The following is a 23,483-nucleotide window of genomic DNA, read 5'->3' on the forward strand; positions in this document are numbered from 1 at the left end:
GACCGACCGGCAAATGGGGGGTGGGAGAAGGAGCGGGGCTGGGTGCGTGCAGCTGCAAGGCGGAGGAGGGAGGCAACGCGGAGCGTTGTTGACTGACGACAACGCCGCAGATGTGCGTGCCCAGCCGCGCGACGCCGCCCCCCATTTGCCGGTCGGTCTAAGGCGGACAGGGGTCAGGCGCCGGACCGCAGCACCCGCGAAAGCCCCAGCGCAGCCGTCCGCACCGCCGGTGCGAGCTGCGCCGGTCGGTACCGGGCCCTCGGCACGGCCACCGAGAGCGCGGCGACGGCCACCGCTCCGTCGAAGACGGGCGCGGCGATGCAGCTGACCCCGAGGGCGGCCTCCTGCTCCTCGTACGCGAGGCCGGACACCTGGGCCTGCTCGATCGCCGTACGCAGGCGTGCCGGGTCGGTGATCGAGTGCGGGGTCAGGCTGGGCAGGGGCTTGGCGAGCACCTCCTCGGTGAGGTCGGCGCCTGAGAAGGCCAGCAGGGCCTTGCCCACACCGGTGCAGGTGAGCGGGAGCCTGCCGCCGATCCGGGAGGGCAGTGGCAGTACGTCGTGCCCGTGGATCCGCTCGACGTAGACGACCTCGTGGCCCTCCCGCACCCCGAGGTGCACGGTCTCGCGGGTGGCCTCGAAGAGGTCCTGCAGAAACGGCAGCGCCGCCTCGCGCAGGTCCTGCCGGCGCGGGACCAGCGAGCCCAGTTCGAAGAGCTTCCCACCGAGCCGGTAGGTGTCGCCGGTGCGCTCCAGGAGTCCGAGCCGTACGAGGTCGGCGGCGAGCCGGAAGGCGGTGGTCTTGGTCAGGCCGGTGCGCTCCGCGAGTTCCGTCAGGCGGTACGTCCCGCCGTCCGGACGGAAGGTTTCGAGGAGGGTGACGGCCTTGTCCAGCATGTTGCCGCCCGAGCTGTTCCGTGTCACGGAACAAATTTTGGCGCATGTACGACGCCCCGTCTATACCGGAGGTGTCGCAGGCACGGGCTGCCCACACCGGCTGCCGTAACCCGCACTCGTATCCCGCACCTGTCCCGTCCCGTCCCCGGAGGTGTCGCATGTCAGCGCCCCGCACCACGTCCAGCACCCCCCGGCGGTGCTCATGAGCGCCGGCGCCGTCTCCCCGGCGGCGACCAAGGCCGCCGACGCCCTGGTGGAGGCCACCCGTACGGGCGTCGCCTGCCCGCCGGTGCGCACCCTCTTCGCAGACGGGGACGTCGAGTCCGCGTACGCCGTGCAGCGGCTGAACGTCGAGCGCGGCGTGGCCGCGGGCCGCCGTATCGTCGGCCGCAAGATCGGCCTGACATCGCCTGCCGTCCAGGCTCAACTCGGCGTCGACCAGCCGGACTTCGGCGCGCTGTTCGCGGACATGGCCGTCGCCGACGGCGGCACGGTCGAGGCCGGGCGGTTGCTGCAGCCCAAGGTGGAGGCCGAGGTCGCCCTCGTCCTCGGCGCCGACCTGCCGCACCGCGACTGCACCGTGGCCGATGTGCTGCGCGCGGTCGACTTCGCGCTGCCCGCCCTGGAGATCGTCGACAGCCGTATCGCCGGCTGGGACATCACCATCGTCGACACCGTCGCCGACAACGCCTCCTCCGGCCTGTTCGTCCTCGGCGGCACGCCCGTACCGCTGACGCAGGTGGACCTGCGCGGCGTCCGGATGTCGATGACCAGCAGCGACAAGGTGGTCTCCGAGGGGACCGGCGCCGACTGCCTGGGCGGCCCGCTCAACGCCGCCGTGTGGCTCGCCTCCACCCTCGCCGCCGCGGGCGACCCCCTGCGCGCCGGAGACATCGTCCTGACCGGTGCGCTCGGCCCGATGGCCGTCGCGGCCCCGGGCGACGCGTTCGAGGCATCCATCTCCGGCCTGGGCACGGTCCGGGTCGCGTTCGCCCCCGAAGGAGACAACCGGTGAGCACCACCACTCCCGCACCCGCAGCCGGCGCCCGCACCAAGGTGGCCATCATCGGCTCGGGCAACATCGGCACCGACCTCATGATCAAGGTGCTGCGTCTCTCCGAGACCCTCGAGATGGGCGTGATGGTCGGTATCGACCCGGAGTCCGACGGCCTGGCGCGCGCCCGCCGCTTCAAGGTCGCCACCACCCACGAGGGCGTGGACGGCCTCGTCAAGATGGACGAGTTCGCCGATGTGGAGATCGTCTTCGACGCCACGTCAGCCGGTGCCCACCGCTACAACGACAAGGTGCTGCGCGACCTGGGCCGCACCGTCGTCGACCTGACCCCGGCCGCCATCGGCCCCTACGTGGTGCCGCCGGTCAACCTCGACGACAACCTCGACGCGGGCAACGTCAACATGGTCACCTGCGGTGGGCAGGCCACGATCCCGATCGTCTCCGCTATCTCGGCCGTGACGCCCGTGCACTACGGCGAGATCGTCGCCTCGATCTCTTCTCGCTCCGCGGGCCCCGGCACCCGGGCCAACATCGACGAGTTCACCGAGACCACGTCCTCGGCCATCGAGAAGGTGGGCGGCGCCGCGCGCGGCAAGGCGATCATCATCCTCAACCCGGCCGAGCCGCCTCTGATCATGCGCGACACCGTGCACTGCCTGGTCTCGGAGTGCGACCAGGAGGCGGTCACCGCCTCCATCGAGGAGATGGTCGGCCGCGTCCAGGGCTACGTGCCCGGATACCGCCTCAAGCAGAAGGTGCAGTTCGACCGTGTCCCGGCCGACGACCCGCTGCGCGGCCTCCTCCCGGAAGGCGCCCGCGAGACCGACGCGGTGAAGGTGTCGGTGTTCCTCGAGGTCGAGGGCGCCGCCCACTACCTGCCGTCGTACGCAGGAAACCTCGACATCATGACCTCGGCCGCGCTGCGCACCGCGGAGCGCATGGCCGCACACCGCTCCAGCAAGGTGGCAGCCCGATGACCACGACCGCACCCAGCCTGTACATCCAGGACGTCACCCTGCGCGACGGCATGCACGCTGTCCGGCACCGCTACACCGTCGAGCAGGCCCGTACGATCGCCGCCGCCCTGGACGCGGCCGGTGTCGCCGCCATCGAGATCGCCCACGGCGACGGCCTGTCCGGTTCCAGCATCAACTACGGCGTCGGCGCCCACACCGACTGGGAGTGGATCGAGGCCGTCGCGGACGTCTCCCGCACCGCGATCCCCACCACCCTGCTGCTGCCCGGCATCGGCACGCTGCACGACCTCAAGCAGGCCCACGCGCTCGGCATCCGCTCGGTGCGCGTCGCCACCCACTGCACCGAGGCCGACATCTCGGCCCAGCACATCGCCGCCGCCCGGGAGCTGGGCATGGACGTCGCCGGGTTCCTGATGATGTCCCACATGGCCGAGCCGGCCGAACTCGCCCGCCAGGCCAAGCTCATGGAGTCGTACGGCGCCAACTGCGTGTACGTCACCGACTCCGGCGGCCGCCTGACCATGGACGGCGTGCGCGACCGCTTCCGCGCCTACCGCGATGTCCTCGACCCGGCCACCGAGCTGGGCGTCCACGCCCACCACAACCTGGCCCTGGGCGTCGCCAACAGCGTGGTGGCCGTGGAGAACGGCTGCACGCGCGTCGACGCCTCGCTCGCCGGTCAGGGCGCGGGTGCGGGCAACTGCCCGCTGGAGGCGTTCATCGCCGTCGCCGACCTCATGGGCTGGAAGCACGGCTGCGACCTGTTCCCGCTCATGGACGCGGCCGACGACATCGTCCGCCCCCTGCAGGACCGCGAGGTCCGCGTGGACCGCGAGACGCTGAGCCTCGGCTACGCGGGCGTGTACTCGAGCTTCCTGCGCCACGCCGAGTCCGCGGCCGCCCGCTACGGCCTCGACACCCGCGCCATACTGGTCGAGGTCGGCCGGCGCGGCATGGTCGGCGGCCAGGAGGACATGATCACGGACGTCGCGCTTGACCTGGCGGCGCGTACGACCGCGCAGGTCTGACCCGGCTGATCTGATCCGGCAGGTTTGATCCGGCAGCCGGCAGGTGATGCGGCAGGTCTGATCCTCCCCCCCATTTGCCGGTCGGTCCAAGGGCATGGGAGGTACTCCCAGGCGGGCCGGTGGGTGCCATGGCGTCCACCGGCCCACCGTCACGTTCATGCCGGCCCGCTCTCGCGGTCGAGTCGCAGGTTCCAGCGCCCGGCCCGGCCGGTGAGCGTGACCGTCGACAGAGGCCGGACGTCGATGTTCCAGTACGTCGACGGGGGCGCCTTCAGGGCGTAGACGAGGGCCGCGCGTACGACCGCGGGCTCGGCCACGGCGACGATTCTGCTGCCGTCGTCCGCGGGCCGGGTGTCCAGCCAGCGGCCCACACGCGAGATGAACTCGAGCAGGGACTCGCCGCCGTGCGGCGCGGAACGCGGGTCGGCGAGCCATGCGTCGACGGCGGCCGGTTCCCGGGCCGTCACCTCGGAGAGGGTGAGCCCGCGCCACCGGCCCATGTCGCAGTCGCGCAGTGCGGGCTGGGCCAGTGGTGTGAGGCCCAGGACGTCTCCGGTCGTCCGGCAGCGGGGGGTCGGGGAGCAGTAGCGGAGTTCCGCGGCGGCGAGCGGCATCAGGGCGGGGGCGGCGAGCTGCACCGCGTACCAGCCCTCCTGGTCGAGCGGCCGGTCGTCGTCGAAACGCTCCGCGAGCAGCGAGGAACTGCGTGCGGCGGCGATGAGCGTGACCCGAACCTGCATGCGGTGATCGTGGTGGGCCGCAATCCCCAGGTCAAGGCCTTACTTTCCGTGCACACTCATGCGCGCTGATACGCCCGTTTCCGCACCCCTACGACTGGTTTCCGTCGCGGGCAGGGCCGTTGTCAGTGGCGGCCCCGGCACTTCGGCGGACGGCTCAACACGTTCGATGGCTCAATCTGAACATTGTGGGGCATTACCGGCTACTGACCCTAGGGTGGGAGGCTGTGAACGGCCACCAGCGAGTGCGGGACGACGAGGGGAGCGCGCCCCGGCTCCTCGCACTGTCGGACGGCGTGTTCGCCATCGCGATGACGCTGTTGGCGCTGGACATCGCACTGCCCGCCGGGCTGGACGAGGCCGGTTTCGAGCAGGCGCTCAGGGATGTGATGCCCAACCTGTGGGCGTACGCCCTCAGTTTTCTGGTCATCGCGGCGTTCTGGCGGGGCCACCACCAGATCTTCCGGTACGTGCGGGATGTGGACGGGACGATCGTCAGGCTCGGGCTGCTGAGCCTGGGGCTGATCGCCCTCATGCCGTTCCCCACCACCCTGCTGGCCGAGTACGGGGACCTGCCGCAGTCGGTGGCCGTCTACTCCGGTGCCGTCGCGGCCATGGGCGCCACACAGCTCGCGTTGACGGTCGCGGTGTGGAAGCGCCCGTGGCTGGGGAGCGCGGCGCTGCCCGATCCGGTCGCGCGCAACGATGTGGCCGATCTGGCCTCGACGGTGCTGGTCTTCGCCGTCGCCGTGCCGCTCGCCTTCGTCTCCCCGACGGGCGCGAAGTTGTGGTGGGCGGTGCTGATCCCGGTCAAGTCGTTCACGGGCAGGCGGGGCAAACGCCTGCGCGCGGCCGCCCAGGGGCTCGAGCCTGGCAGGACTCCGTAGAGAACACCGCGCGGCCGTGGAGAAAACCGCGCGGCGGGTGCCCTGAGACAGCGTGGACCGCGTGAAGCGCCGTTCGGGGTAAGGGCCGGTGTCGCGGTGAGGGTCCCTGAACCGCGGCTCGTACCTTCGGCTGGCATGACGCACGTATCGAGTGATCGCGCTTCGGGCACCAGCCGCCGCACCGCGCTTGCCGGGCTCGTCGGTGGGGCGGGTGCCGTGCTGCCCGCCGGGTGCACCCCCTCGGGCGCGTCGCCCGTGAATGCGCCCACTCCCAGTCCCACGGCGTCGGCGCCCGCCCCGACGGCCGGTGCCACACCCGGGGCGATGACGCTCTTCAAGGACCCGGCCTTCAACTTCAACGGGCTCCTCGCGCTCGGTGGATCCGGCTTCGGCGCCGCCGAGGCGGGCGAGGTGCTCACCGCCGTGAACGCGATCAACAAGGCCGGCCTCTCCGCGCAGACGTACACCGAGACCTTCAGGAAACTCGGCGATCAGCTGAAGGAGGCGCCTGAGGGCGCCAAGCCCGGGACGGAGACCACACGCTTTCGTGCCTTGCGGGCCTCTCAGTACTACGCCCAGGCGCTGTTCTTCGTACTCGGCTCCGACGACCCCGGCAGCGAGGAGCAGTTGTACAAGTCCGGGCGCGGCGCCTGGGACAGGTTCTGCGAGCTGAGCGACCCGGCGGCGGTGACCGCGAACGTCCCGTACGGCAGGACCCCGCTGCCTGTGTGGTTCTTCCGGCCGGACGGCTCCGGCGAGCGGCGTCCCACCGTGATCCTCACCAACGGCAGCGACGGACAGAACGTCGACATGTGGACCTACGGCGTTGCGGCCGCCCTGCGGCGCGGCTGGAACGCACTCGTGTACGACGGGCCCGGTCAGGGGCAGCTTCTCTTCGTGGACCGGGTGGTCTTCACGCCGCGCTGGGAGACGGTGGTCACGCCGATCGTCGACTGGCTGGCCGCCCGCTCGGACGTGGACACGGGCAAGATCGCCCTGACCGGGCTGAGCATGGGCGGATGCCTGGCCCCCAGGGCTGCCGCCTTCGAGAGCAGGATCGCCGCTCTGGTGGCGATGCCCGGCGTGCTCGCGCCCTGGCTGGGCTTTCCTCCGGAGATCCGGGAGATCCTCACCCCGGACAAGGAGGAGACCAACACCATCTGGAACAAGGAGGTCGTCCCCGAGCTGCCTCCGTCCGCGGCCGCGACGTTGAAGAAGCGCATCGAGCCCTTCTCGGTGCCGGCGATGCTCGACGCCCGCGAGGGCAAGATGTTCACCGACTTCTCCACCCCCGCCAGACTCATCGAGTCGCTGGACATCACGAGCGTCGTGGGCCGCATCAAGATGCCCACACTGGTCCTCGACTACGACGACGAGCAGTTCTATCCGGGCCAGCCGCGCCAGATGTTCGACAAGCTGACGGGCCCGAAGGACTACGTGAAGCTCACCGCGGCCACCGGCGCCCAGCTGCACTGCTCCCCGATGGCCCCGCAGCAGCACTGCGAGGTCGTCTTCGACTGGCTGCAGGAGAAGCTGTCAGGCAGCTGACCTCTGCGGCGACCTCGCGGCCCTGGCCTCGCCGCCTTGGCCTCGCGGTGCGCTAGAGCACCTCGTCACAGGCGGTCCGCAGCCTCCGTACCCCCTCGGTGATCTCCGCCGTCCCCGCGACGCCCGCGAAGCTCAACCGCAGGTGGGCGGCAGGGGGTTCGGCGCAGAAGTAGGGGCGGCCGGGGGTGACGGCGACGCCTGCGCGGAGGGCTCCCGCCACCAGGGCTGCCTCGTCCGTGCCGTCGGGCAGGCGGAGCCACAGGTGGTAGCCGCCGGACGGGATGTGCGGCAGGGCGAGTTCGGGCAGGTGCAGGCTGAGCGCGGCGGTCATCGTGTCGCGGCGGTTCTTCAACTCGGCCGACACTGACCGCAGATGGCGGGGCCACGCGGGCGAGCCGACGAGCTCGAGCGCCGCCTCCTGCATCGGTCCCGGTACGAAGAACGTGTCGACGACCTGGATGGCGCGCAGCCGCTCCAGGACCGGGCCCCGGGCGGCGAGGGCGCTGACGCGGAAGCTCGGCGAGGTGACCTTGGTCAGCGAGCAGACGTGTACGACGACTCCGTCCGGGTCGTCGGCGGCCAGCGGCCGGGGCAGCGGCCCGGCGTCGGCGTGGACGAGACGGCGTACGAAATCGTCCTCGACGACGAACGCGCCCGCCTCTCGTGCGATCCCCAGCACCTCGCCGCGCCGCTCGGGAGCGAGCACCGCGCCCGTCGGATTCTGGAACAGCGGCTGGCAGACGAACACACGCGCGCCCGTCGCCCTGAACGCGTCGGCGAGCAGACGCGGCTTCACACCGCCGGAGTCCACCGGAACCGGCACCGGCCGCAGTCCGGCCGCGCGGGCGATGGCCAGCATGCCGGGGTAGGTGGGCGATTCCACGAGGACCGGTGCGCCGGGTGGAGCGAGCGCCCGCAGAGCGGTGGTCAGCGCGGACTGCCCGCCTGCGGTGATCAGTACCTCCGCGGCGCTGATGGCGCCCCCGATCCCGCGCGCGAACCACTCGCGCAGCTCGGCGACTCCGTCCACGGGCGGCCGGCTCCATGCCCCGGGCCGCCGCCCGGCCCGGGCCAGCGCCGCCGCCATCGCCCGCTCGGGCTGCAGCGATGCGTGCAGATAGCCGCCGTTGAACTCGATGACTCCGGGCGGCGGCGCGGAGAGGCTGACGAGGACGCCCGAGGCATCGACGGTGCGCGGTACCGCTTCGGCGGTGGCGTCGGCGCTGAGCGACACCTCCTGCCATGAGGTGTCGCCGACGGGGGCCGCGGCGGTGCGGGGCTGTGCGCGGAAGGCGCCGGCTCCCGGGCGTGTGACGACCAGCCCCTCGGCGACGAGCTGCGCGAGGGCCCGTGACACGGTCACCGGGCTCACGCGGAAGCGCTCGACGAGCACCCGGCTCGACGGCAGCTTTCCGCCTGGAGAGTAGCGGTCAAGCTCATCCCGCAGCTGTTTCGCCAGCTCATCCACACTGCTACGCTCTTGCATGAGAGCACACGATAGCGCTACTTCAGCCACTGCGATAGCGGTCGACGGCGGCGCTCCAAGCCGTCCGGGCCCCGAGCAGACCGGAACCGGACCGGCTGCCGGCGGCGGCCCCAGCGGACCGGGCCACTCGGCCCGTCGCACCGGAACCCTGCAGGCCGCGCTGGGCGTCACCGCCTTCTCGCTGACCTTCCCCGCCACGGCCTGGGGCCTGGAGGGCTTCGGTCCCTGGTCGCTGGTGACGGTACGCAGTGTGCTGGCAGCCCTGATCGCGGGCAGCTGCCTGCTGGCCCTGCGCATCCCGCTGCCCGACCGCCGTCACTGGGCGGGACTCGCCGTCGTCGCCGCCGGTGTCGTCCTCGGGTTCCCGCTGCTCACCACGCTCGCCCTCGAGACGTCCACCACCGCCCACGCGGCCGTGGTCGTCGGGCTGCTGCCGCTGACGACGGCCGTGTTCTCAGCGCTGCGCACCGGTGCCCGGCCGTCCCGCAGCTTCTGGGTGGCGGCGGCCGCGGGTGCCGCGGCGGTGCTCGTGTTCACCGTGCAGCAGAGCGGCGGGGCGCTCACCTCCGCCGATCTGTATCTCTTCGGGGCGCTGCTGGTCTGTGCCGCCGGCTACACCGAAGGCGGCCGGCTGGCCCGCTCGATGCCCGGCTGGCAGGTCGTCGGCTGGGCGCTGATCCTCTGCCTGCCGCTCGCCGTGCCCGGCGCCCTGATCGCCCTGGCGTACGAGCCCGTCCACCTCACCGCACACAGTGTGGCGGGGGTCCTGTGGGTCGCGGCCGGGTCGCAGTTCGTGGGCCTGGTGGTGTGGTACCGGGGCATGGCGGCGATCGGCATCCCCAAGGCCAGCCAGTTGCAGCTCGCTCAGCCGCTGCTCACCCTCGTCTGGTCGGTGTTCCTGCTCGGCGAGACGCTCACACCGGCCGCCCCGCTCACGGCCGTCGCCGTGCTCGTGTGCATCGCCGTCACACAATGGGCGCCCGTCGAGAGGTCCAAGCACCGCCACCGGTCGTAGACTGACGACCACGGACACGCCACGGAACGCTGGCCCCGGACGGGACTCCCGACGGGCCGCCCGGCTTTCGACGGGCCACCCGAGGGGGATCCCCGAAGGGACGAGGAGGTCACTCCTATGCGCGCAACTCAGGGCGACCATCTGGTGGTGCACGGCAGGATCGTCGGCCAGCACGACAAGGTCGCGGAGATTGTCGAAGTACTGGGCGCGGACGGCAACCCGCCCTTCCGCGTCCGGTTCGAGGACGGGCACGAGGCCGTGATGTCGCCGGGCCCCGACTCCGTCGTACAGCACAAGGACCCGAAGCAGCAGTAACCAGGAGCGCTCGGCGCTGCGCGGAACCCGGGACGGTGGCTCAGCGCGGCGCCCGGGCCCGCACGGGGTAGTGGTCGCGGACGACGCGCGCCATGGCGCCGATCCTGTCCTCGGCCACTTCCTTCGCCGAGAAGAACACATGCCCGCCCAGCTCGGGGAAGGCGTTGCCGAAGGTCAGGTGCCGGGAGAGCTCGGCCGGGTTCTGCCATGCCGCGGGCTGGGCCGGGTCGCCCGCCTTGTACAGGGCCTCCCCCGCGTACAGCCGCACGCCCGTTCCGCGTACCACGGCGGTCCACCACGGCAGGAGCTTCGCGTAGTCGGCCGCGGCGAAGCCGATGTGCCAGTACAGCTGCGGGCAGATGTAGTCGATCCAGCCGCTGCGCACCCATTTCCGGGTGTCGGCGTGCAGATCGTCGTAGGTCTGAATGCCCGCCCGGGTGTCCGATCCGAGCCGGTCGGTGCTGCGGTTGCGCCACACCCCGAACGGGCTGATCCCGAAGCGGACGCCCGGCCGGACCTGCTTGATCCGCGCCGCCATCTCGCGCACCAGCCGGTCGGTGTTGTCGCGCCGCCAGGCCGCACGGTTGGGAAAGCCCGACCCGTACCGCCGGTACGCCGCGGCGTCGTCGAAGACCTGCCCGGCCACCGGATACGGGTAGAAGTAGTCGTCCCAGTGCACGGCGTCGACGGGATAGCGGCGTACGGCGTCGAGCATGGCGGTCTGTACGAAGTCCCGTACCTCGGGCAGCCCGGGGTTGTAGAAGAGCTTCCCGCCGTACTTCACGACCCAGCCGGGGTGCTGGCGCGCGGGATGCCTCGTGGACAGCCGGTCCAGGTCCCCGTGGTTCGCCACCCGGTAGGGGTTGAACCAGGCGTGCAGCTCGAGGCCGCGCCGGTGCGCCTCCGTGACGGCGGTGCCCAGCGGGTCCCAGCCGGGGTGCCTGCCCTGGACCCCGGTGAGGGACGAGGACCAGGGCTCGTACGACGACGGCCAGAACGCGTCCGCGGTGGGGCGCACCTGCATGATCACGGTGTTGAGGCGGCGGCTCACGGCCCTGTCGAGGTGCCTCAGCAGCTCCGTGCGCTGCTGGGCGGCGGTCAGGCCGGGGCGGGAGGGCCAGTCGCGGTTGGCGACGGTCGCGAGCCACATGCCGCGCATCTCGGTGACTGCCGCCGATGAGCCGGGCCCGCCGCCCGGTGTCGCCGCCGCGTCCGCCGCGGTCGCCGCCACGTCCCCCGCGGTCCCCAGACCCGTGAGAGCCACCGCGGCGCCGGTCGCGAATCCCCTGCGTGTCATACGTCGCATCTGCCCGCCCTCTGTGCAGTGTGTCGGCCGTCCCTCCCCCAGTGCCTTAAGGGCCTGGGAGGTACCCGCATGTCCACCCGGCCCGGGTCGCGACCCCGGCCCGCCGGGCAGCGGCGGATCCGGAGTAACGTGCATGGCCGAGGCAGGCCCCAAAGTATGGAGGCGCTGCCGCCCGAAGATGAGCGAAAGGCACAAGGTGACGGACCCTATGGGGGATATTGCACGCGTCGGTGTGGTGGGCTGCGGCCAGATGGGGGCGGGCATCGCCGAGGTGTGCGCCCGCTCCGGGCTGGACGTCAAGGTCGCGGAGACCACGGGCGAGGCCCTCGAGATCGGCCGCACCCGGCTGTACAACTCGCTCTCCAAGGCGGCCGAGCGCGGCAAGATCACCGAGGAGGAGCGGGACGCCACCCAGGCGCGGCTGAGCTTCACCACCGACCTCGGCGAGTTCGCCGACCGGGACCTGGTGATCGAGGCGGTCGTCGAGAACGAGCAGGTGAAGACGGAGATCTTCCAGGTGCTCGACCAGGTGGTGACCCGCCAGGACGCCATCCTCGCGTCCAACACCTCGTCGATCCCGCTGGTCAAGCTGGCCGTCGCGACCTCGCGGCCCGACCACGTCATCGGCATCCACTTCTTCAACCCGGCACCCGTGCAGAAGCTGGTGGAGCTGATCCCCGCGCTGACCACCTCCGAGGGCACGCTCAGCCGGGCTCAGGTCCTGGTCGAGAAGGTGCTTGGCAAGCACGCGATCCGCGCCCAGGACCGCTCGGGCTTCGTGGTCAACGCCCTGCTCATCCCGTATCTGCTCTCCGCCATCCGGATGTTCGAGTCGGGCATCGCCAGCCGTGAGGACATCGACAACGGCATGGAGCTGGGCTGCGCCCACCCGATGGGCCCGCTGAAGCTCGCCGACCTGATCGGCCTGGACACCGTGGCCTCGGTGGCCTACTCCATGTACGAGGAGTACAAGGAGCCCCTGTACGCCGCTCCCCCGCTGCTGCAGCGGATGGTCGACGCGGGCCGGCTGGGGCGCAAGACGGGGTCGGGCTTCTACACATACGCCTGACCGTCGCCGTACGCGGGCGTTCCGCTTACGCCCCGCGTTCCCGTACGGCCCAGCACGCCACAGCGTGACGCTTACGCACTGTAACGGTTTCGGGCCCGGCGCTCTTCGGAGTGCCGGGCCCGCGCCGTTCGCACACCGTGTGCGCCCCGGGCCCGCATATGCCCCTCGCACACTCTCCCGCCGCGTCCACCAGCAGGGTTGACTTTCCGTGCGCATGCAAGGGATGTACGACTACGGAGAGGAGCGCACCAGTGACCACCGACCCCGAGCATCCCGTGGTCCCGGAAGAACTCGCGGAGTTACGCCGCTGCCTCGAGGTGGGCCTGGCCCGCATCGATGGCGGACTGGCGTTGCTCACGCAGCGCGACGAACAGAGCGAGAAGGATCTGGGCGACCTGGCCGCCCGGGTCGCCGCCCTCGAACACACCCGCTGGCCCGTGCCCGCCGTAGCCGCCCTGGCCGCGGTCGGAGCGCTGGTCGCGGCGGTCTGGCAGGCCCTCGGCGGCTAGCTCCGCTACGGCACACGGGGTGAACCGTCCTGGCCCAGCCTGAGGTGGTGCAGGAACAGCAGCGCCGCCGCCATGTTGGCGGCCGGGACCTCGCCGCGGGCGACCATGTCGGGGACGAGTTTGAGCGGCACCCACTCACGCCGGTCCGACTCGAAGGCGTCCACGGGATGCCCGGTGTACGCGCCCTCGTCGGCCCAGTAGATGTGGTGCACGGCGTCGGTGAGCCCGTTGGAGGGCTCGACGCTCATCAGGTGCCGCAGCGGGCCGGGCCGCCACCCGGTCTCCTCCTCGAGTTCACGGGCGGCCGCGTGGGCGATGTCCTCGCCGTCCTCGACGACGCCCGCGGCGAGTTCCCACCCCCAGCTGTCGGTGATGAAGCGGTGCCGCCACAGTAAGAGGACTTCGTTGGCCTCGTTGACGACGGTGGCCACGGCCACGGGCCGCAGCCGGATCAGGAAGTGGTCGAGGTGCCGGCCGTCCGGCAGCTCGACATCCGCCAGATTGACGCTGAACCAGCGGTTCTCATAGACGGTCTGTTCGCTCTGTTTCGTCCACTGCACGGTTCTGCCACCTTCCGCCGAATAGATGGCAATATCGCAGCAGGAGCGTGCTCACAGCAGGGGCGGTAAGGCGTCGTGTGGTAGTACGCGCGCTGATGAGGTCCTTCTAGAGCGGTACGCGCAGTGCGCCGTCGATGAGTTCGGCTGCTTCGGCGGTGCCCGCGCAGCCGCTGCTCACCAGTTGTTCGCGTACCGCGCGGAGTCTGTCGCGCAGCCGCTGGGACTCCATTCCCCTGGCCCGTTCGGCCATTTCCACCGCGGTGGCGGCCGCTCGCTCGGCGTTGCCCTGGCGCAGCTCGATGTGGCTCAGCATGGCCAGCCGGTGGACGCGGCCCCGGTCATGGGCCGGAGTGTCCACCGCGGCCGCCGCGTGCTCCCGCGCCGCCGCGAGATCGCCGAGGCTGAGGAGCGCCTCCGCCACCTGAACATTGACCAGGCCCGGCTGGACGTAGCCGGTCTCGTCCGGCTCGTGGCCGCGGCGGATACGTTCGGCCGCCGACTCGGCACGCCGGATGCAGGCCAGTGCGCTGCTGCCGTCGCCGAGGTGTGCGTACGCCTTGGCCTGCATCGCGTAGAGGTCGGAGGCGAGCGCCGGCGTGATGTGCCGACCCGCCGCGCGCAGCGCCGCCTCCGCGAAGGCGACGGCCTGGCGGTACTCGCGCATGAACAGCGACTGGTTGACGAGCAGGGCGATCACATAGGCGCCGAGCCCCCGGTCCCCACTGGCCTTGGCATGACGCAGGGCCTGGTGGAAGTAGCGCTGGGCGAGACCGTGCGCGTCCGAGTCGTAGGCGCAGATGCCCGCGATGGCCACCAACCCGCCCGTGGCGCGGTGCAGTTGGCGTCCGGTGGCGTCCGCGTATCTGCCGCGCAGCAGCGGCGCGGCCTCGGCGTTGAGGAAGCCGACGATACGGGCGCGGGTCGCGACGCCGCCCGCCTTGCGGTACATCTGCTCGTAGTGCGCCCGGGCCGCGCGCAGCATCTCGAGGTCGGCCGTGCTGACCGGGTGCCTGCCGCCCCGGGAGACGTCGACGTCCTCGGGCGGGTTCTCCCACTCCCATACGGGCATGACCGCGGGCGTGCCGGTGACAGCCGGGGCGCCGAGGATGTGCGGCCGCTGTTGCTCGTCGGAGCGCCACAGGGCGGTGGCCCGGTCCACGAATCCGGAGAGCGTGGTGCCGTTCACCGCTGCCGGTCTGCCCGGTACGCCGAGACCGATGTCATCGAGGGTGACGGGGCGGCGCAGCCGGGCGGCGAGGACCTCGCAGATCAGGTCGGGGACCTGGCCGCGCGGCCGCTGGCCCTTCAACCAGCGGGCGACGGCGGTGTGTTCGTATCTGAGGGCGATGCCGCGCGCCTTGCCGGCCTGATTGACATGGGCGGCGAGCCCCGCATGGGAGATGCCGGCCTCGTCGAGAATCGCGTCGAGCAGGGTGTTGGGCTGCATCGATGCCCTCCGGTGGCTCGGTGCCGGCACGCTGCGTCCGCCCGGGAGCCCACCGGCGGCACGCCGCGGGCCCCGGACCCCCAGCCCGACAGCAGGGCGTCCGTCTTGCCCGGCAGGTTAGCGCGGTGGCGCCGTTCGTGACCCGTATGGAATCCGGACCAGGGCTCCGGACTTCACACGGGGTGTGAACGGAGTGCCCGCATCCGGGGTGGTGTGCGCTCTGTTCCGGCCACTTTCCACTCGCTTGACTGGAATGCCTCGTAAGAGGCCGGCCGGGCCGCCGGCTCCCCCTCGTACAGTGCGGCGGCCCGTCTTCGCGCCGTCCGCCCATGCCGACTGCCCGACACTCCGCGGCAGGGCGGACGGCGCGCCGCGGCGGTGGGTCCTGCGTTCACCGCTGCTCCGCCGGGCCTTCCGTCGGCAGACGCCCCTACCGGCTTCCGGCCGGTTCGCCGGAAGCGGGACGGTGAGCAGGCGGCTCGGCGGAGGCGGGGACCTCAGAGGCCGCCGGACCGGCGGGCGACTCGTCAGACGTACGCGTCCCGGAAGCCGGTTGGCCGGAAGAGGCCGGCCAGGACGTGGGCGGCCCGGAGGCCGATGGGCCCGGGCCCCGGTGGCTCGGTGCGTGTTTGCGTTCATTGCGCATCACGAGGAGCGCCGCGTCGTCGGCCGGTCCCCCGCGGGTGTACTGCAGCAGCCGCGCATACACCGAGCGGATCACGGCCTGCGGCGCGACCTGCCCCGCCTGCACGGCTTCGGTGAGCACGGTCCGCAGGGGGAAGAACCGGCCGGCGGCGTCGCGTGCGTCCTCCACACCGTCCGTGTGCAGGAACAGCACCTCGCCGGGCAGCAGCCGCCCGCACCGCTGTACGGGCAGCTCGTCCGGCAGCGGAAACGGCCCGAGCGGCGGCATCGGCTCCCCACCGGCGACGGGCTCCACGCAGCCGCCCGCACCTACGACGGGCCCGACGCAGCCGCTCACGGCCTCCGCCGCTCCTGCGGTTGCTCGTTCAGGACCCACCGAACCCACCGCCCGCTCGCCCCCGCCCCGCAGCACATACGGCCAGGGATGCCCGCAGTTGAGGGCAACGATCTCGCCGTCCCGGCGGATCTCCAGGAGCAGGACGGTCACGAACTCCTCGGCGGCGGGGCCGTCCGGTTCCGTCGCGCCAGGGGTGCCGCAACCCGGGGATGCGGCGGGCCCGGACGAGGGATGCTCGGCCCGCGCCCGCTCGCGCAGATGCCGGGCCATCGCGCGCTCCAGCCGACGCAGCACGGAGGCGAGATCGGGCTCGTCGTGCGCCGCCTCACGGAAGCTCCCGAGCAGCGCGGCCACAGTTCCGAGCGCGCTCAGCCCATGTCCTCGTACGTCGCCCATGACGACCCGTACGCCGTGCTCGGTCGCCATCACCTCGTACAGATCGCCGCCGACCATGGCACCGCGGTCGGCACAGAGCCGGCCGGCCGCGAGAGCGAGGCCGTCCATACGAGGTGGCAGCGGACGCAACAGCACGTTCTGCGCGGCACCCGCCACCTTGCGGACCTGGCGCAACTCCCGCAGCAGGGCACGGCGAACGTGCAGTACCAGCGCGGTGCCGATGGTGAAGAAGACGGCGCTGGAGACGATCCGCGCTCCCATGTCGCTCTGCTGGGCGAGCGGGCAGGTGAGTTTGTACAGCATCGCGAGGGCGCCCCACGCCGTCGGCAGACCGAGCGTGAGGGTCCGTCGTATCCACTGCGGGCAGCGACCGCGCGTGAGGCACGCCCGGCCCTTGGCCCAGGAGGCCACCAGGGTCCTTGCCGCGGAGGGAGCTCCAGCCTTGAAACGGATCATGGCGCCCCCTAGGCCTAGGACCTGGTTCCCGGTCTGCCTCACGTCGACCTGCCGTGCCTTGGAGGCGGCATGCCCGTCGGCTCAGGCCCGGGGATCGCCTGGGGAGAGCGCAGCAGCGAGCAGGCCGTCTCCGCGGCCGGACCGATTCTTTCGACCGGCCGCCCCGATCGAGACCTCTCGCTGCGACTTCCCACCCGAATGAGTGAGGGGCACATCCAGTCCTCCGGATGCGCCCCTCACCAGGGACTATGCACGTGGCACTGCGCACGTGCGCAGTGCCTTACGCCCCGCGCAGCACCGCCCCCGTGCGCTCGGCCGCCAGCGCGACCGCCGCGTCGCGGGCCGCGGAGGCCTCCTCGACGGTCAGCGTGCGGTCGGCGGCGCGGAAGCGCAGCGCGTATGCCAGAGACTTCTTGCCCTCACCGATCTGCTCACCGGTGAAGACGTCGAACAGCCGGATGGACTCGAGGAGTTCACCCGCGCCCTCGCGCAGCGTCTTCTCGACCTCGGCGGCCGGGACGGCCTGGTCGACGACCAGCGCGACATCCTGCGTGGCCACCGGGAACGAGGAGATCTGCGGGCCCTGCGGAAGGCCGTCGCTCGCCCGCTGCAGCAGGTCCAGGTCCATCTCCATCGCGCAGGTGCGCTCCGGCAGACCCATGGACTTCACGACGCGCGGGTGCAGTTCACCGGCGTGGCCGACGAGGGTCTCCTCGCCGTCCACCGTGGCGAACAGCGCGGCGCAGCGACCGGGGTGCCAGGGCTCGTGCTGGTCGGCGCGGATGTCGAGCCGCACGCCCGCCTCGCCGGCCACGGTGCGGGCCGCCTCGATCGCGTCGGCCCAGGTTGCCGGGTAGCCCTTGCCCCACCAGCCGGCCTGCTCCCGAGCCCCGGCCAGGACGACGGCGACCCGGCGCGGCTGCGACGGCAGCGCGGCGTTGAGGCCGGCGATCTCCTCGTCGGTGGGACGCCGGTCCACGGGCAGCCGGACCGGCACGGGCTCCTCACCTGTCGGCCGGAAGACCAGACCGGTCTCGAAGAGCGCCAGGTCGTGGCTGCCGCGCCCGTCGTTGCGCCGCAGCGCACCGAGCAGGCCCGGCAGCAGCGTCGTACGGAGGGCGGGCTCCTCGTCGGAGAGCGGGTTGACCAGCTTCACCGTGCGGCGGCGGGCGTCCTCGGCGGGCAGCATGAGCTGGTCGAGGACCGCCTCACCGATGAACGGGTAGTTCGGCGCCTCGACATATCCGGCGCCGGCCAGGGCGCGGCCGACGCGGCTGTGCAGCCGCTGGCGCGGGGTCAGGCCGAGCCCCGCGGGGGGCTTGGGCAGGGTCGAGGGCAGGTTCTCGTAGCCCTCGAGCCGGATGACCTCCTCGGCCAGGTCGTTCGGGTCGGTCAGGTCGGGCCGCCAGGACGGCGCGGTGACGACCAGTTCGTCCTGCCCGTAGACGTCGCAGCCGACCTCCTGCAGGCGGCGTACGACGGTCTCGCGGCCGTAGTGGACGCCCGCGACCTTGTCCGGGTGGTCGGCCGGGATGGTGATGGTGCGCGGCTCGGACGGCGCGGCGACCTCGGTGACACCGGCGTCGGCGGTGCCGCCCGCGAGCAGCACCAGCAGGTCGACGGTGCGCTGGGCGGCGGCCGACGCGGCGGCGGGGTCGACGCCGCGCTCGAAGCGGCGGGACGCCTCGGACGACAGCTTGTGGCGGCGGGCCGTGCGGGCGATGGCGATCGCGTCGAAGTGCGCGGCCTCGATGACCACCTCGGTGGTGCCCTGGATCTCGCCGGTCTCCGGGTCCGTGACCGAGTCGGCGATCTCGGTGTTGGCGCCGCCCATGACGCCCGCGAGGCCGATGGCGCCGCGGTCGTCGGTGATCACCAGGTCCTCGGCGTCGAGGACGCGCTTCACACCGTCGAGGGTGGTGAACTTCTCGCCCTGCTCGGCGCGGCGCACGCCGATGGCGCCCTGGACGCGGCCCCGGTCGTAGGCGTGCAGCGGCTGGCCGAGCTCGAGCATCACGTAGTTGGTGATGTCGACGGCGAGCGAGAGTGGACGCATCCCGGCCTTCTGCAGGCGGCGCTGCAGCCAGATCGGGGAGCGCGCCTCCGGGTCCAGGCCGGACACGGTGCGGGCGACGAAGCGGTCGCAGGCGCCCGGATCGGAGATCTTCACCGGGTAGCCGTGCGGGTTCGGGGCGGGCACGTCGAGGAGCGCCGGGTCCCGCAGCGGCAGACCGTACGCGGTGGCGGTCTCGCGGGCGATGCCGCGCAGCGAGAGGCAGTAGCCGCGGTCCGGCGTGACGGCGATGTCGAGGACCTCGTCGACCAGCTCGAGCAGCTCGACGGCGTCCTTGCCGATCTCGGTCTCGGGCGGCAGCACGATGATGCCCTTGCTGCCGTCGTCGCCCATGTTCAGCTCGTCGCTGGAGCAGATCATGCCGCGCGACATACGGCCGTACGTCTTGCGCTCGGCGATCTGGAAGTCGCCGGGCAGGATCGCGCCCGGAAGGGCCACGACGACCTTGTCGCCCTCTGCGAAGTTGCGGGCGCCGCAGATGATCTCCTGGGGCTCGCCGGTGCCGTTGGCCTGGCCGACGTCGACCATGCAGTGCCGGATGGGCTTCTTGAACTCGGTCAGCTCCTCGATGGTGAGGACCTGCCCGACGACCAGCGGGCCCTTGAGGTCGGCGCCGAGCTGCTCGACGGTCTCGACCTCGAGGCCGGCCGCAATCAGCTTGGCCTGCAGCTCACGACCGGTCTCGGTGGCGGGGAGGTCGACATACTCCCGCAGCCAGGAAAGCGGGACCCGCATCAGATCTCCATCCCGAAAGGCCGGGTGAAGCGGACGTCACCCTCGACCATGTCTCGCATGTCCTCGACGTTGTGGCGGAACATCAGCATCCGCTCGATGCCGAACCCGAAGGCGAATCCGCTGTACTTCTCCGGGTCGACGCCGCAGGCGATCAGCACCCGCGGGTTGACCATGCCGCAGCCGCCGAGCTCGATCCAGCCCTCGCTGGAGCAGGTACGGCACGCCTTGTCGGGGTTGCCGACCGACTCTCCGCGGCACACATAGCAGAGCATGTCCATCTCGGCGGACGGCTCGGTGAACGGGAAGTAGTTCGGGCGCAGCCGGGTCTTCATGTCCGCTCCGAAGAGCGACTGGACCATGTGGTCCAGGGTCCCCTTCAGGTCGGCCATGGTCAGGCCCTCGTCGACGGCCAGCAGCTCGATCTGGTGGAAGACCGGGGTGTGCGTGGCGTCCAGCTCGTCGGTGCGGTACACGCGGCCGGGGCAGACGATGTAGACGGGCGGCTCGCGGTCGAGCAGCGCGCGGGCCTGCACGGGCGAGGTGTGCGTACGCAGGATGACACCGGACTCGCCGTCGCTGTCACCGCCCTTCGGCCCTTGGACGAAGAAGGTGTCCTGCATCTGCCGGGCCGGGTGGTCGGGCGTGAAGTTCAGCGCGTCGAAGTTGAACCACTCGGCCTCGACCTCGGGGCCCTCGGCGATCTCGTACCCCATGGACACGAAGACGTCCGCGACCCGCTCCATCATCGTGGTCAGCGGGTGGCGTGCGCCGGCCGGTACGCGGTCATAGGGCAGCGTGACGTCCACGGCCTCCTCGACCAGCACGCGCGCGTCGCGCTCGGCCTCGAGCTCGGCCTGGCGGGCGGCCAGTGCCTTGCTGACGGCGCCGCGGGCCTGCCCGACGCGCTTGCCGGCGTCGGCCTTGGCGTGCGGGGGAAGCGCGCCGATCTCGCGGTTGGCGAGGGCCAGCGGGGACGTGCCGCCCGTGTGGGCGACCTTGGCCTCCTGGAGCTGCTCGAGGTCGCCGGCGGCCGCGAAGGCGGCGAGCGCCTCGTCCCGCATGCGCTCGATCTCTTCCGGTTTCAGTGCCTCGACCTCGACTGGGTCGTACGACTTGTTCGGTGCCGACATCTCTTCCCGTGCTTCCGATTGGCTGGCTGAAGGCCCCGTCCCGACTCGGGGGGCGCTGTCGCCCAGGAACGCGGACACAAACGTGCCAATGGCCGAGTCTATCGGGGTGAGGTGTGCGATTGAGCCCGCGGGCGGCTGGACCGGCTCAGAGCAGATAGGCCGGGGCGCCCACGGGCAACGTAAATCGGAACTGGGCGCCGCCGCCGGGCGCGCGCCCGACCGTGATGGTCCCGCCGTGGACCTCGACGATGCCCTTGACGATGTACAGGCCCAGGCCGGTCCCGCCGCGTTTGCTGCCCCGCCAGAAGCGGGTGAAGACGCGGCCCATCGACTCCTCGGGGATGCCGGGACCTTCGTCGCTCACGGTGACTGCCGTTCCTGCCGACTGGTTCTTGAGGGGCGCGGACGCCACCTCGATGGTGACGGTTCCCTCGCCGTGCCGCACCGCATTTTCCAGCAGGTTGCTGAGCACCTGGTCGATCTTATCGGGGTCGGCCCACAGATCGGGCAGCGGGTGTTCGATCCGTACGAGGAAGCGGTCGGCCGACTGGCCCGCGGCCACGTGCGCCTGGATGTGGCGGGCCACGGCCGCCCCGATGTCGACGGGCTGCCGGCGCAGCTCCATCCGTCCGGAGTCGATACGGGAGATGTCGAGGAGCTCGGCGATCAGCCGGGTGACGCGGTTGGCGTCGGCGTCGACGGTCTCCAGCATCAGCCGCTTCTGGTCGTCGGTGAACCGCTCCCACTTGGCGAGCAGCGTCGCTGTGAAGCCCTTCACGGAGGTGAGCGGCGAGCGCAGCTCATGGGCGACAGTCGCTATCAGCTCGGCGTGGCTGCGCTCGGTGCGGCGGCGCGCCTCGGTGTCACGGAGCGAGACGACGACGCGGCGCACGGGCCCGGTGGGCGCGGTACGCACGTACCGCGCGCAGACCAGGACCTCGCGGCCGCCCGGCAGCAGCAGATTGCGCTCGGGCTGCCCGACACGGGTGGCGAGACCGCCGTACGGATCGGTGAGCCCCCACCAGCGGCGGCCTTCGAGGTCCTCCAGGGGGAGTACACGCTCCAGAGGGCGGCCGATCGCGTCGGCACGGCGGACCGCCGTGATACGGGAGGCCGCGCGGTTGAAGCAGATGACGCGGCCGTCCTCGTCGGCGACGACGAGGCCGTCGGGCAGGTCGTCGGGGGCGATTCCCAGGTTCTCCAGGTCGTCCAGGGCGTCCGGGACGTCCGGGCCGCACGAAGGAGGGGCGAAGGCCCTGCCTGCCTCCGCGGTCCTGCCTGTGCCGACAACCATCCCCGTACCCCACCTCTCGAACCGGCAGTGGGCCCCCGAGTGCGTCACCCTACTAGGCGTCGGTGACACGACGACACCCTGTGAGCGCGCGCCGCACAAGCGTGCGGTCGACGCACGGGCGCACCGCTGCTCAGCGGTTCTGCCCGGATGCCGTGGCGCGGCACCCGCCGGCGGCCCGCTGGGCACGGGCGGAGGCGTAGAGACATACGGCGGCGGCGGTCGCGAGGTTCAGGCTCTCGGCCTTCCCGTGGATCGGCACGCGTACGACGGCGTCGGCGAGGTCGCGTGTCTCCTCCGGCAGGCCCCAGGCCTCGTTGCCGAACACCCAGGCGGTGGGGCCGCCCATCGTGCCGTGGTCGAGCTCGGTGTCGAGGTCGTGCTCCCCGGCGCCGTCGGCGGCGAGGATGCGTACGCCCGCGTCCTTGAGCCCCTGGACGGCCCGCTCGACGGGGACGCCGACCGCGACGGGCAGATGGAACAGCGAACCGACGGAGGCGCGCACCGCCTTCGGGTTGTACAGGTCGACGGAGGCGTCGGTGAGGACGACGGCGTCGGCTCCGGCGGCGTCGGCGCAGCGCAGCACGGTGCCGGCGTTGCCGGGGTCGCGTACATGCGCGAGGACGGCGACCAGGCGGGGACGGGCCGCGAGGATGTCGTCGAAGTCCGTGTCGAGGAACCGGCACACACCGACGAGGCCCTGCGGGGTGACCGTCGTCGAGATCTCGCCGATCACCTCGTCGGCGGCCAGGTGCACGTGGGCCCCTACGGCCCGGGCGTCGCCGACGATGTCGGCGTACCGCTCGGCGGCCTCGACGGTCGCGAAGAGCTCGACGAGCGTGGGCTCACCGCCGTCCCGGTACCGCACGGCCTCCCGGACCGCCTGCGGCCCCTCGGCGAGGAACCGGCGCTCCTTCCCACGGAAGTTGCGCCTGGCCAGCCGCTTGGCAGCGGCGACACGCGGCGAACGGGCGGAGATCAGCTCGGGGCCGGGCATGGACTCACTTTCGAGTGACGCGAACCGTTGGGGGCAGGCGTTCCGCAGGGCTGGGGGCACCTCCCACGCCCTTAAGGCAGTGGGGGAGGGTGGGCACAACCCACGACGCACGGTGCCTCTTACGGTTAGAGGGAGCGGGCTGACGGGGCCCGGACACAACCGGACCCGCAGGCCCAAGGCCTGCGGGTCCGGGAGCGCTCTGGGCTCGGCGAGCCGTCAGGCCGCCGTCTTCGGCGCGTTGACGTCGCTCGGCAGCGCCTTCTGCGCAACCTCGACGAGCGAGGCGAACGCGTTCGCGTCGTTCACGGCCAGCTCGGCGAGGATCTTGCGGTCCACCTCGACGCCCGCGGCCTTCAGGCCCTGGATGAAGCGGTTGTAGGTGATGCCGTTGGCGCGGGCAGCGGCGTTGATGCGCTGGATCCACAGCTGACGGAAGTCGCCCTTGCGCTTCTTGCGGTCGTTGTAGTTGTAGACGAGGGAGTGGGTGACCTGCTCCTTCGCCTTGCGGTAGAGGCGCGAACGCTGACCGCGGTAGCCGCTGGCCTGCTCGAGGATCGCCCGGCGCTTCTTGTGGGCGTTGACTGCCCGCTTGACGCGTGCCACTTCTTAACTCCTTGTAGCGGGGCC

General features: G+C 71.8%; 21 protein-coding genes. 9 read left to right on the forward strand and 12 right to left on the reverse strand.

All coding sequences use genetic code 11. The features are described 5' to 3' along the window. Positions 1 to 173: 173 nt before the first annotated feature. Positions 174 to 896 carry an IclR family transcriptional regulator gene (locus ACSMXV_RS09840; protein ID WP_181864411.1) on the reverse strand — a complete coding sequence of 241 codons (723 nt, stop codon included), beginning with the start codon at positions 894 to 896 and terminating at the stop codon, positions 174 to 176. Positions 897 to 1,098: 202 nt separating this feature from the next. On the opposite strand from ACSMXV_RS09840, the gene ACSMXV_RS09845 reads away from it, so the two are divergent. Genes ACSMXV_RS09845 through dmpG form a run of 3 tightly spaced genes read left to right on the forward strand, consistent with a single transcriptional unit; the run spans position 1,099 to position 3,916 of the window. Beyond that, positions 1,099 to 1,911: a 2-keto-4-pentenoate hydratase gene (locus tag ACSMXV_RS09845; protein WP_473177298.1), complete on the forward strand. Its 813-nt coding sequence runs from the start codon at positions 1,099 to 1,101 to the stop codon at positions 1,909 to 1,911. Then, positions 1,908 to 2,888, forward strand: a complete 981-nt coding sequence (locus ACSMXV_RS09850; protein WP_473177299.1) for an acetaldehyde dehydrogenase (acetylating) — start codon at positions 1,908 to 1,910, stop codon at positions 2,886 to 2,888. Before ACSMXV_RS09845 ends, ACSMXV_RS09850 begins: the two co-directional genes overlap by 4 nt. After that, the gene (gene dmpG, locus ACSMXV_RS09855) at positions 2,885 to 3,916 is read left to right on the forward strand and encodes a 4-hydroxy-2-oxovalerate aldolase (protein ID WP_473177300.1); all 1,032 of its coding nucleotides are present in this window, start codon (positions 2,885 to 2,887) and stop codon (positions 3,914 to 3,916) included. Before ACSMXV_RS09850 ends, dmpG begins: the two co-directional genes overlap by 4 nt. Positions 3,917 to 4,071: 155 nt before the next feature. Here dmpG and ACSMXV_RS09860 read toward each other — a convergent pair whose 3' ends face one another. Then, a complete protein-coding gene (locus ACSMXV_RS09860; RefSeq protein WP_473177301.1) occupies positions 4,072 to 4,656 on the reverse strand; it encodes a histidine phosphatase family protein in 585 nt (194 codons plus the stop codon). 224 nt (positions 4,657 to 4,880) lie between these two features. On the opposite strand from ACSMXV_RS09860, the gene ACSMXV_RS09865 reads away from it, so the two are divergent. Both ACSMXV_RS09865 and ACSMXV_RS09870 read left to right on the forward strand, forming a co-directional pair. Beyond that, positions 4,881 to 5,540, forward strand: coding sequence for a TMEM175 family protein (locus ACSMXV_RS09865; protein WP_473177302.1), 660 nt, complete (start codon positions 4,881 to 4,883; stop codon positions 5,538 to 5,540). A 135-nt stretch (positions 5,541 to 5,675) separates the two neighbouring features. After that, positions 5,676 to 7,088: an alpha/beta hydrolase family protein gene (locus ACSMXV_RS09870; protein ID WP_473177303.1), complete on the forward strand. Its 1,413-nt coding sequence runs from the start codon at positions 5,676 to 5,678 to the stop codon at positions 7,086 to 7,088. A gap of 52 nt (positions 7,089 to 7,140) precedes the next feature. Here ACSMXV_RS09870 and ACSMXV_RS09875 read toward each other — a convergent pair whose 3' ends face one another. Further along, positions 7,141 to 8,574: an aminotransferase-like domain-containing protein gene (locus ACSMXV_RS09875; protein WP_473177304.1), complete on the reverse strand. Its 1,434-nt coding sequence runs from the start codon at positions 8,572 to 8,574 to the stop codon at positions 7,141 to 7,143. On the opposite strand from ACSMXV_RS09875, the gene ACSMXV_RS09880 reads away from it, so the two are divergent. Beyond that, positions 8,573 to 9,589, forward strand: coding sequence for a DMT family transporter (locus tag ACSMXV_RS09880; RefSeq protein ID WP_473177305.1), 1,017 nt, complete (start codon positions 8,573 to 8,575; stop codon positions 9,587 to 9,589). The genes ACSMXV_RS09875 and ACSMXV_RS09880 overlap by 2 nt on opposite strands. A gap of 117 nt (positions 9,590 to 9,706) precedes the next feature. Then, a complete protein-coding gene (locus tag ACSMXV_RS09885) occupies positions 9,707 to 9,904 on the forward strand; it encodes a DUF1918 domain-containing protein (RefSeq protein ID WP_181657286.1) in 198 nt (65 codons plus the stop codon). 40 nt (positions 9,905 to 9,944) lie between these two features. Here ACSMXV_RS09885 and ACSMXV_RS09890 read toward each other — a convergent pair whose 3' ends face one another. Next, on the reverse strand, positions 9,945 to 11,210 hold the full coding sequence (locus tag ACSMXV_RS09890; RefSeq protein WP_473177306.1) for a glycoside hydrolase family 10-like protein: 1,266 nt from the start codon (positions 11,208 to 11,210) through the stop codon (positions 9,945 to 9,947). A gap of 208 nt (positions 11,211 to 11,418) precedes the next feature. On the opposite strand from ACSMXV_RS09890, the gene ACSMXV_RS09895 reads away from it, so the two are divergent. Together ACSMXV_RS09895 and ACSMXV_RS09900 are read left to right on the forward strand one after the other, a co-directional pair. Next, positions 11,419 to 12,279 carry a 3-hydroxybutyryl-CoA dehydrogenase gene (locus tag ACSMXV_RS09895; protein WP_473177307.1) on the forward strand — a complete coding sequence of 287 codons (861 nt, stop codon included), beginning with the start codon at positions 11,419 to 11,421 and terminating at the stop codon, positions 12,277 to 12,279. A gap of 251 nt (positions 12,280 to 12,530) precedes the next feature. Beyond that, positions 12,531 to 12,788 carry a hypothetical protein gene (locus tag ACSMXV_RS09900; protein ID WP_473177308.1) on the forward strand — a complete coding sequence of 86 codons (258 nt, stop codon included), beginning with the start codon at positions 12,531 to 12,533 and terminating at the stop codon, positions 12,786 to 12,788. Positions 12,789 to 12,793: 5 nt separating this feature from the next. Here the strand turns inward: ACSMXV_RS09900 and ACSMXV_RS09905 are convergent, their stop codons facing one another. The 8 genes from ACSMXV_RS09905 to rplT all read right to left on the reverse strand — a co-directional run bounded on the left by ACSMXV_RS09905 (position 12,794) and on the right by rplT (position 23,459). Beyond that, positions 12,794 to 13,348, reverse strand: coding sequence for an NUDIX hydrolase (locus tag ACSMXV_RS09905; protein ID WP_473177309.1), 555 nt, complete (start codon positions 13,346 to 13,348; stop codon positions 12,794 to 12,796). Positions 13,349 to 13,454: 106 nt separating this feature from the next. After that, a complete protein-coding gene (locus tag ACSMXV_RS09910; RefSeq protein WP_473177310.1) occupies positions 13,455 to 14,795 on the reverse strand; it encodes a transcriptional regulator in 1,341 nt (446 codons plus the stop codon). Between the two features lie 430 nt (positions 14,796 to 15,225). Further along, complete coding sequence (locus ACSMXV_RS09915) at positions 15,226 to 16,629, reverse strand: PP2C family protein-serine/threonine phosphatase (protein WP_473177311.1); 1,404 nt, start codon at positions 16,627 to 16,629, stop codon at positions 15,226 to 15,228. A 280-nt stretch (positions 16,630 to 16,909) separates the two neighbouring features. Beyond that, positions 16,910 to 19,438 carry a phenylalanine--tRNA ligase subunit beta gene (gene pheT / locus ACSMXV_RS09920; protein WP_473177312.1) on the reverse strand — a complete coding sequence of 843 codons (2,529 nt, stop codon included), beginning with the start codon at positions 19,436 to 19,438 and terminating at the stop codon, positions 16,910 to 16,912. Continuing rightward, positions 19,438 to 20,568, reverse strand: a complete 1,131-nt coding sequence (pheS, locus tag ACSMXV_RS09925; protein ID WP_473177313.1) for a phenylalanine--tRNA ligase subunit alpha — start codon at positions 20,566 to 20,568, stop codon at positions 19,438 to 19,440. The genes pheT and pheS overlap by 1 nt, the downstream gene beginning before the upstream one ends. A gap of 145 nt (positions 20,569 to 20,713) precedes the next feature. Further along, complete coding sequence (locus ACSMXV_RS09930) at positions 20,714 to 21,862, reverse strand: sensor histidine kinase (RefSeq protein WP_473177314.1); 1,149 nt, start codon at positions 21,860 to 21,862, stop codon at positions 20,714 to 20,716. 130 nt (positions 21,863 to 21,992) lie between these two features. Next, on the reverse strand, positions 21,993 to 22,856 hold the full coding sequence (locus ACSMXV_RS09935) for a TrmH family RNA methyltransferase (RefSeq protein WP_473177315.1): 864 nt from the start codon (positions 22,854 to 22,856) through the stop codon (positions 21,993 to 21,995). Positions 22,857 to 23,072: 216 nt separating this feature from the next. Beyond that, positions 23,073 to 23,459, reverse strand: a complete 387-nt coding sequence (rplT, locus tag ACSMXV_RS09940) for a 50S ribosomal protein L20 (RefSeq protein ID WP_067281263.1) — start codon at positions 23,457 to 23,459, stop codon at positions 23,073 to 23,075. Positions 23,460 to 23,483: the final 24 nt, after the last annotated feature.

It is taken from the genome of Streptomyces sp. DSM 42067, assembly GCF_055792885.1.

Excerpts from the sequence above, each read along its gene's own strand:
- ACSMXV_RS09840 (WP_181864411.1), bottom strand. The coding sequence starts at position 896 with ATGCTGGACAAGGCCGTCACCCTCCTCGAAACCTTCCGTCCGGACGGC.
- ACSMXV_RS09845 (WP_473177298.1), top strand. The coding sequence starts at position 1,099 with ATGAGCGCCGGCGCCGTCTCCCCGGCGGCGACCAAGGCCGCCGACGCC.
- dmpG (WP_473177300.1), top strand. The coding sequence starts at position 2,885 with ATGACCACGACCGCACCCAGCCTGTACATCCAGGACGTCACCCTGCGC.
- ACSMXV_RS09860 (WP_473177301.1), bottom strand. The coding sequence starts at position 4,656 with ATGCAGGTTCGGGTCACGCTCATCGCCGCCGCACGCAGTTCCTCGCTG.
- ACSMXV_RS09870 (WP_473177303.1), top strand. The coding sequence starts at position 5,676 with ATGACGCACGTATCGAGTGATCGCGCTTCGGGCACCAGCCGCCGCACC.
- ACSMXV_RS09880 (WP_473177305.1), top strand. The coding sequence starts at position 8,573 with ATGAGAGCACACGATAGCGCTACTTCAGCCACTGCGATAGCGGTCGAC.
- ACSMXV_RS09875 (WP_473177304.1), bottom strand. The coding sequence starts at position 8,574 with ATGCAAGAGCGTAGCAGTGTGGATGAGCTGGCGAAACAGCTGCGGGAT.
- ACSMXV_RS09885 (WP_181657286.1), top strand. The coding sequence starts at position 9,707 with ATGCGCGCAACTCAGGGCGACCATCTGGTGGTGCACGGCAGGATCGTC.
- ACSMXV_RS09890 (WP_473177306.1), bottom strand. The coding sequence starts at position 11,210 with ATGCGACGTATGACACGCAGGGGATTCGCGACCGGCGCCGCGGTGGCT.
- ACSMXV_RS09895 (WP_473177307.1), top strand. The coding sequence starts at position 11,419 with ATGGGGGATATTGCACGCGTCGGTGTGGTGGGCTGCGGCCAGATGGGG.
- ACSMXV_RS09910 (WP_473177310.1), bottom strand. The coding sequence starts at position 14,795 with ATGCAGCCCAACACCCTGCTCGACGCGATTCTCGACGAGGCCGGCATC.
- ACSMXV_RS09915 (WP_473177311.1), bottom strand. The coding sequence starts at position 16,629 with ATGATCCGTTTCAAGGCTGGAGCTCCCTCCGCGGCAAGGACCCTGGTG.
- pheT (WP_473177312.1), bottom strand. The coding sequence starts at position 19,438 with ATGCGGGTCCCGCTTTCCTGGCTGCGGGAGTATGTCGACCTCCCCGCC.
- pheS (WP_473177313.1), bottom strand. The coding sequence starts at position 20,568 with ATGTCGGCACCGAACAAGTCGTACGACCCAGTCGAGGTCGAGGCACTG.
- ACSMXV_RS09930 (WP_473177314.1), bottom strand. The coding sequence starts at position 21,862 with ATGGTTGTCGGCACAGGCAGGACCGCGGAGGCAGGCAGGGCCTTCGCC.
- ACSMXV_RS09935 (WP_473177315.1), bottom strand. The coding sequence starts at position 22,856 with ATGCCCGGCCCCGAGCTGATCTCCGCCCGTTCGCCGCGTGTCGCCGCT.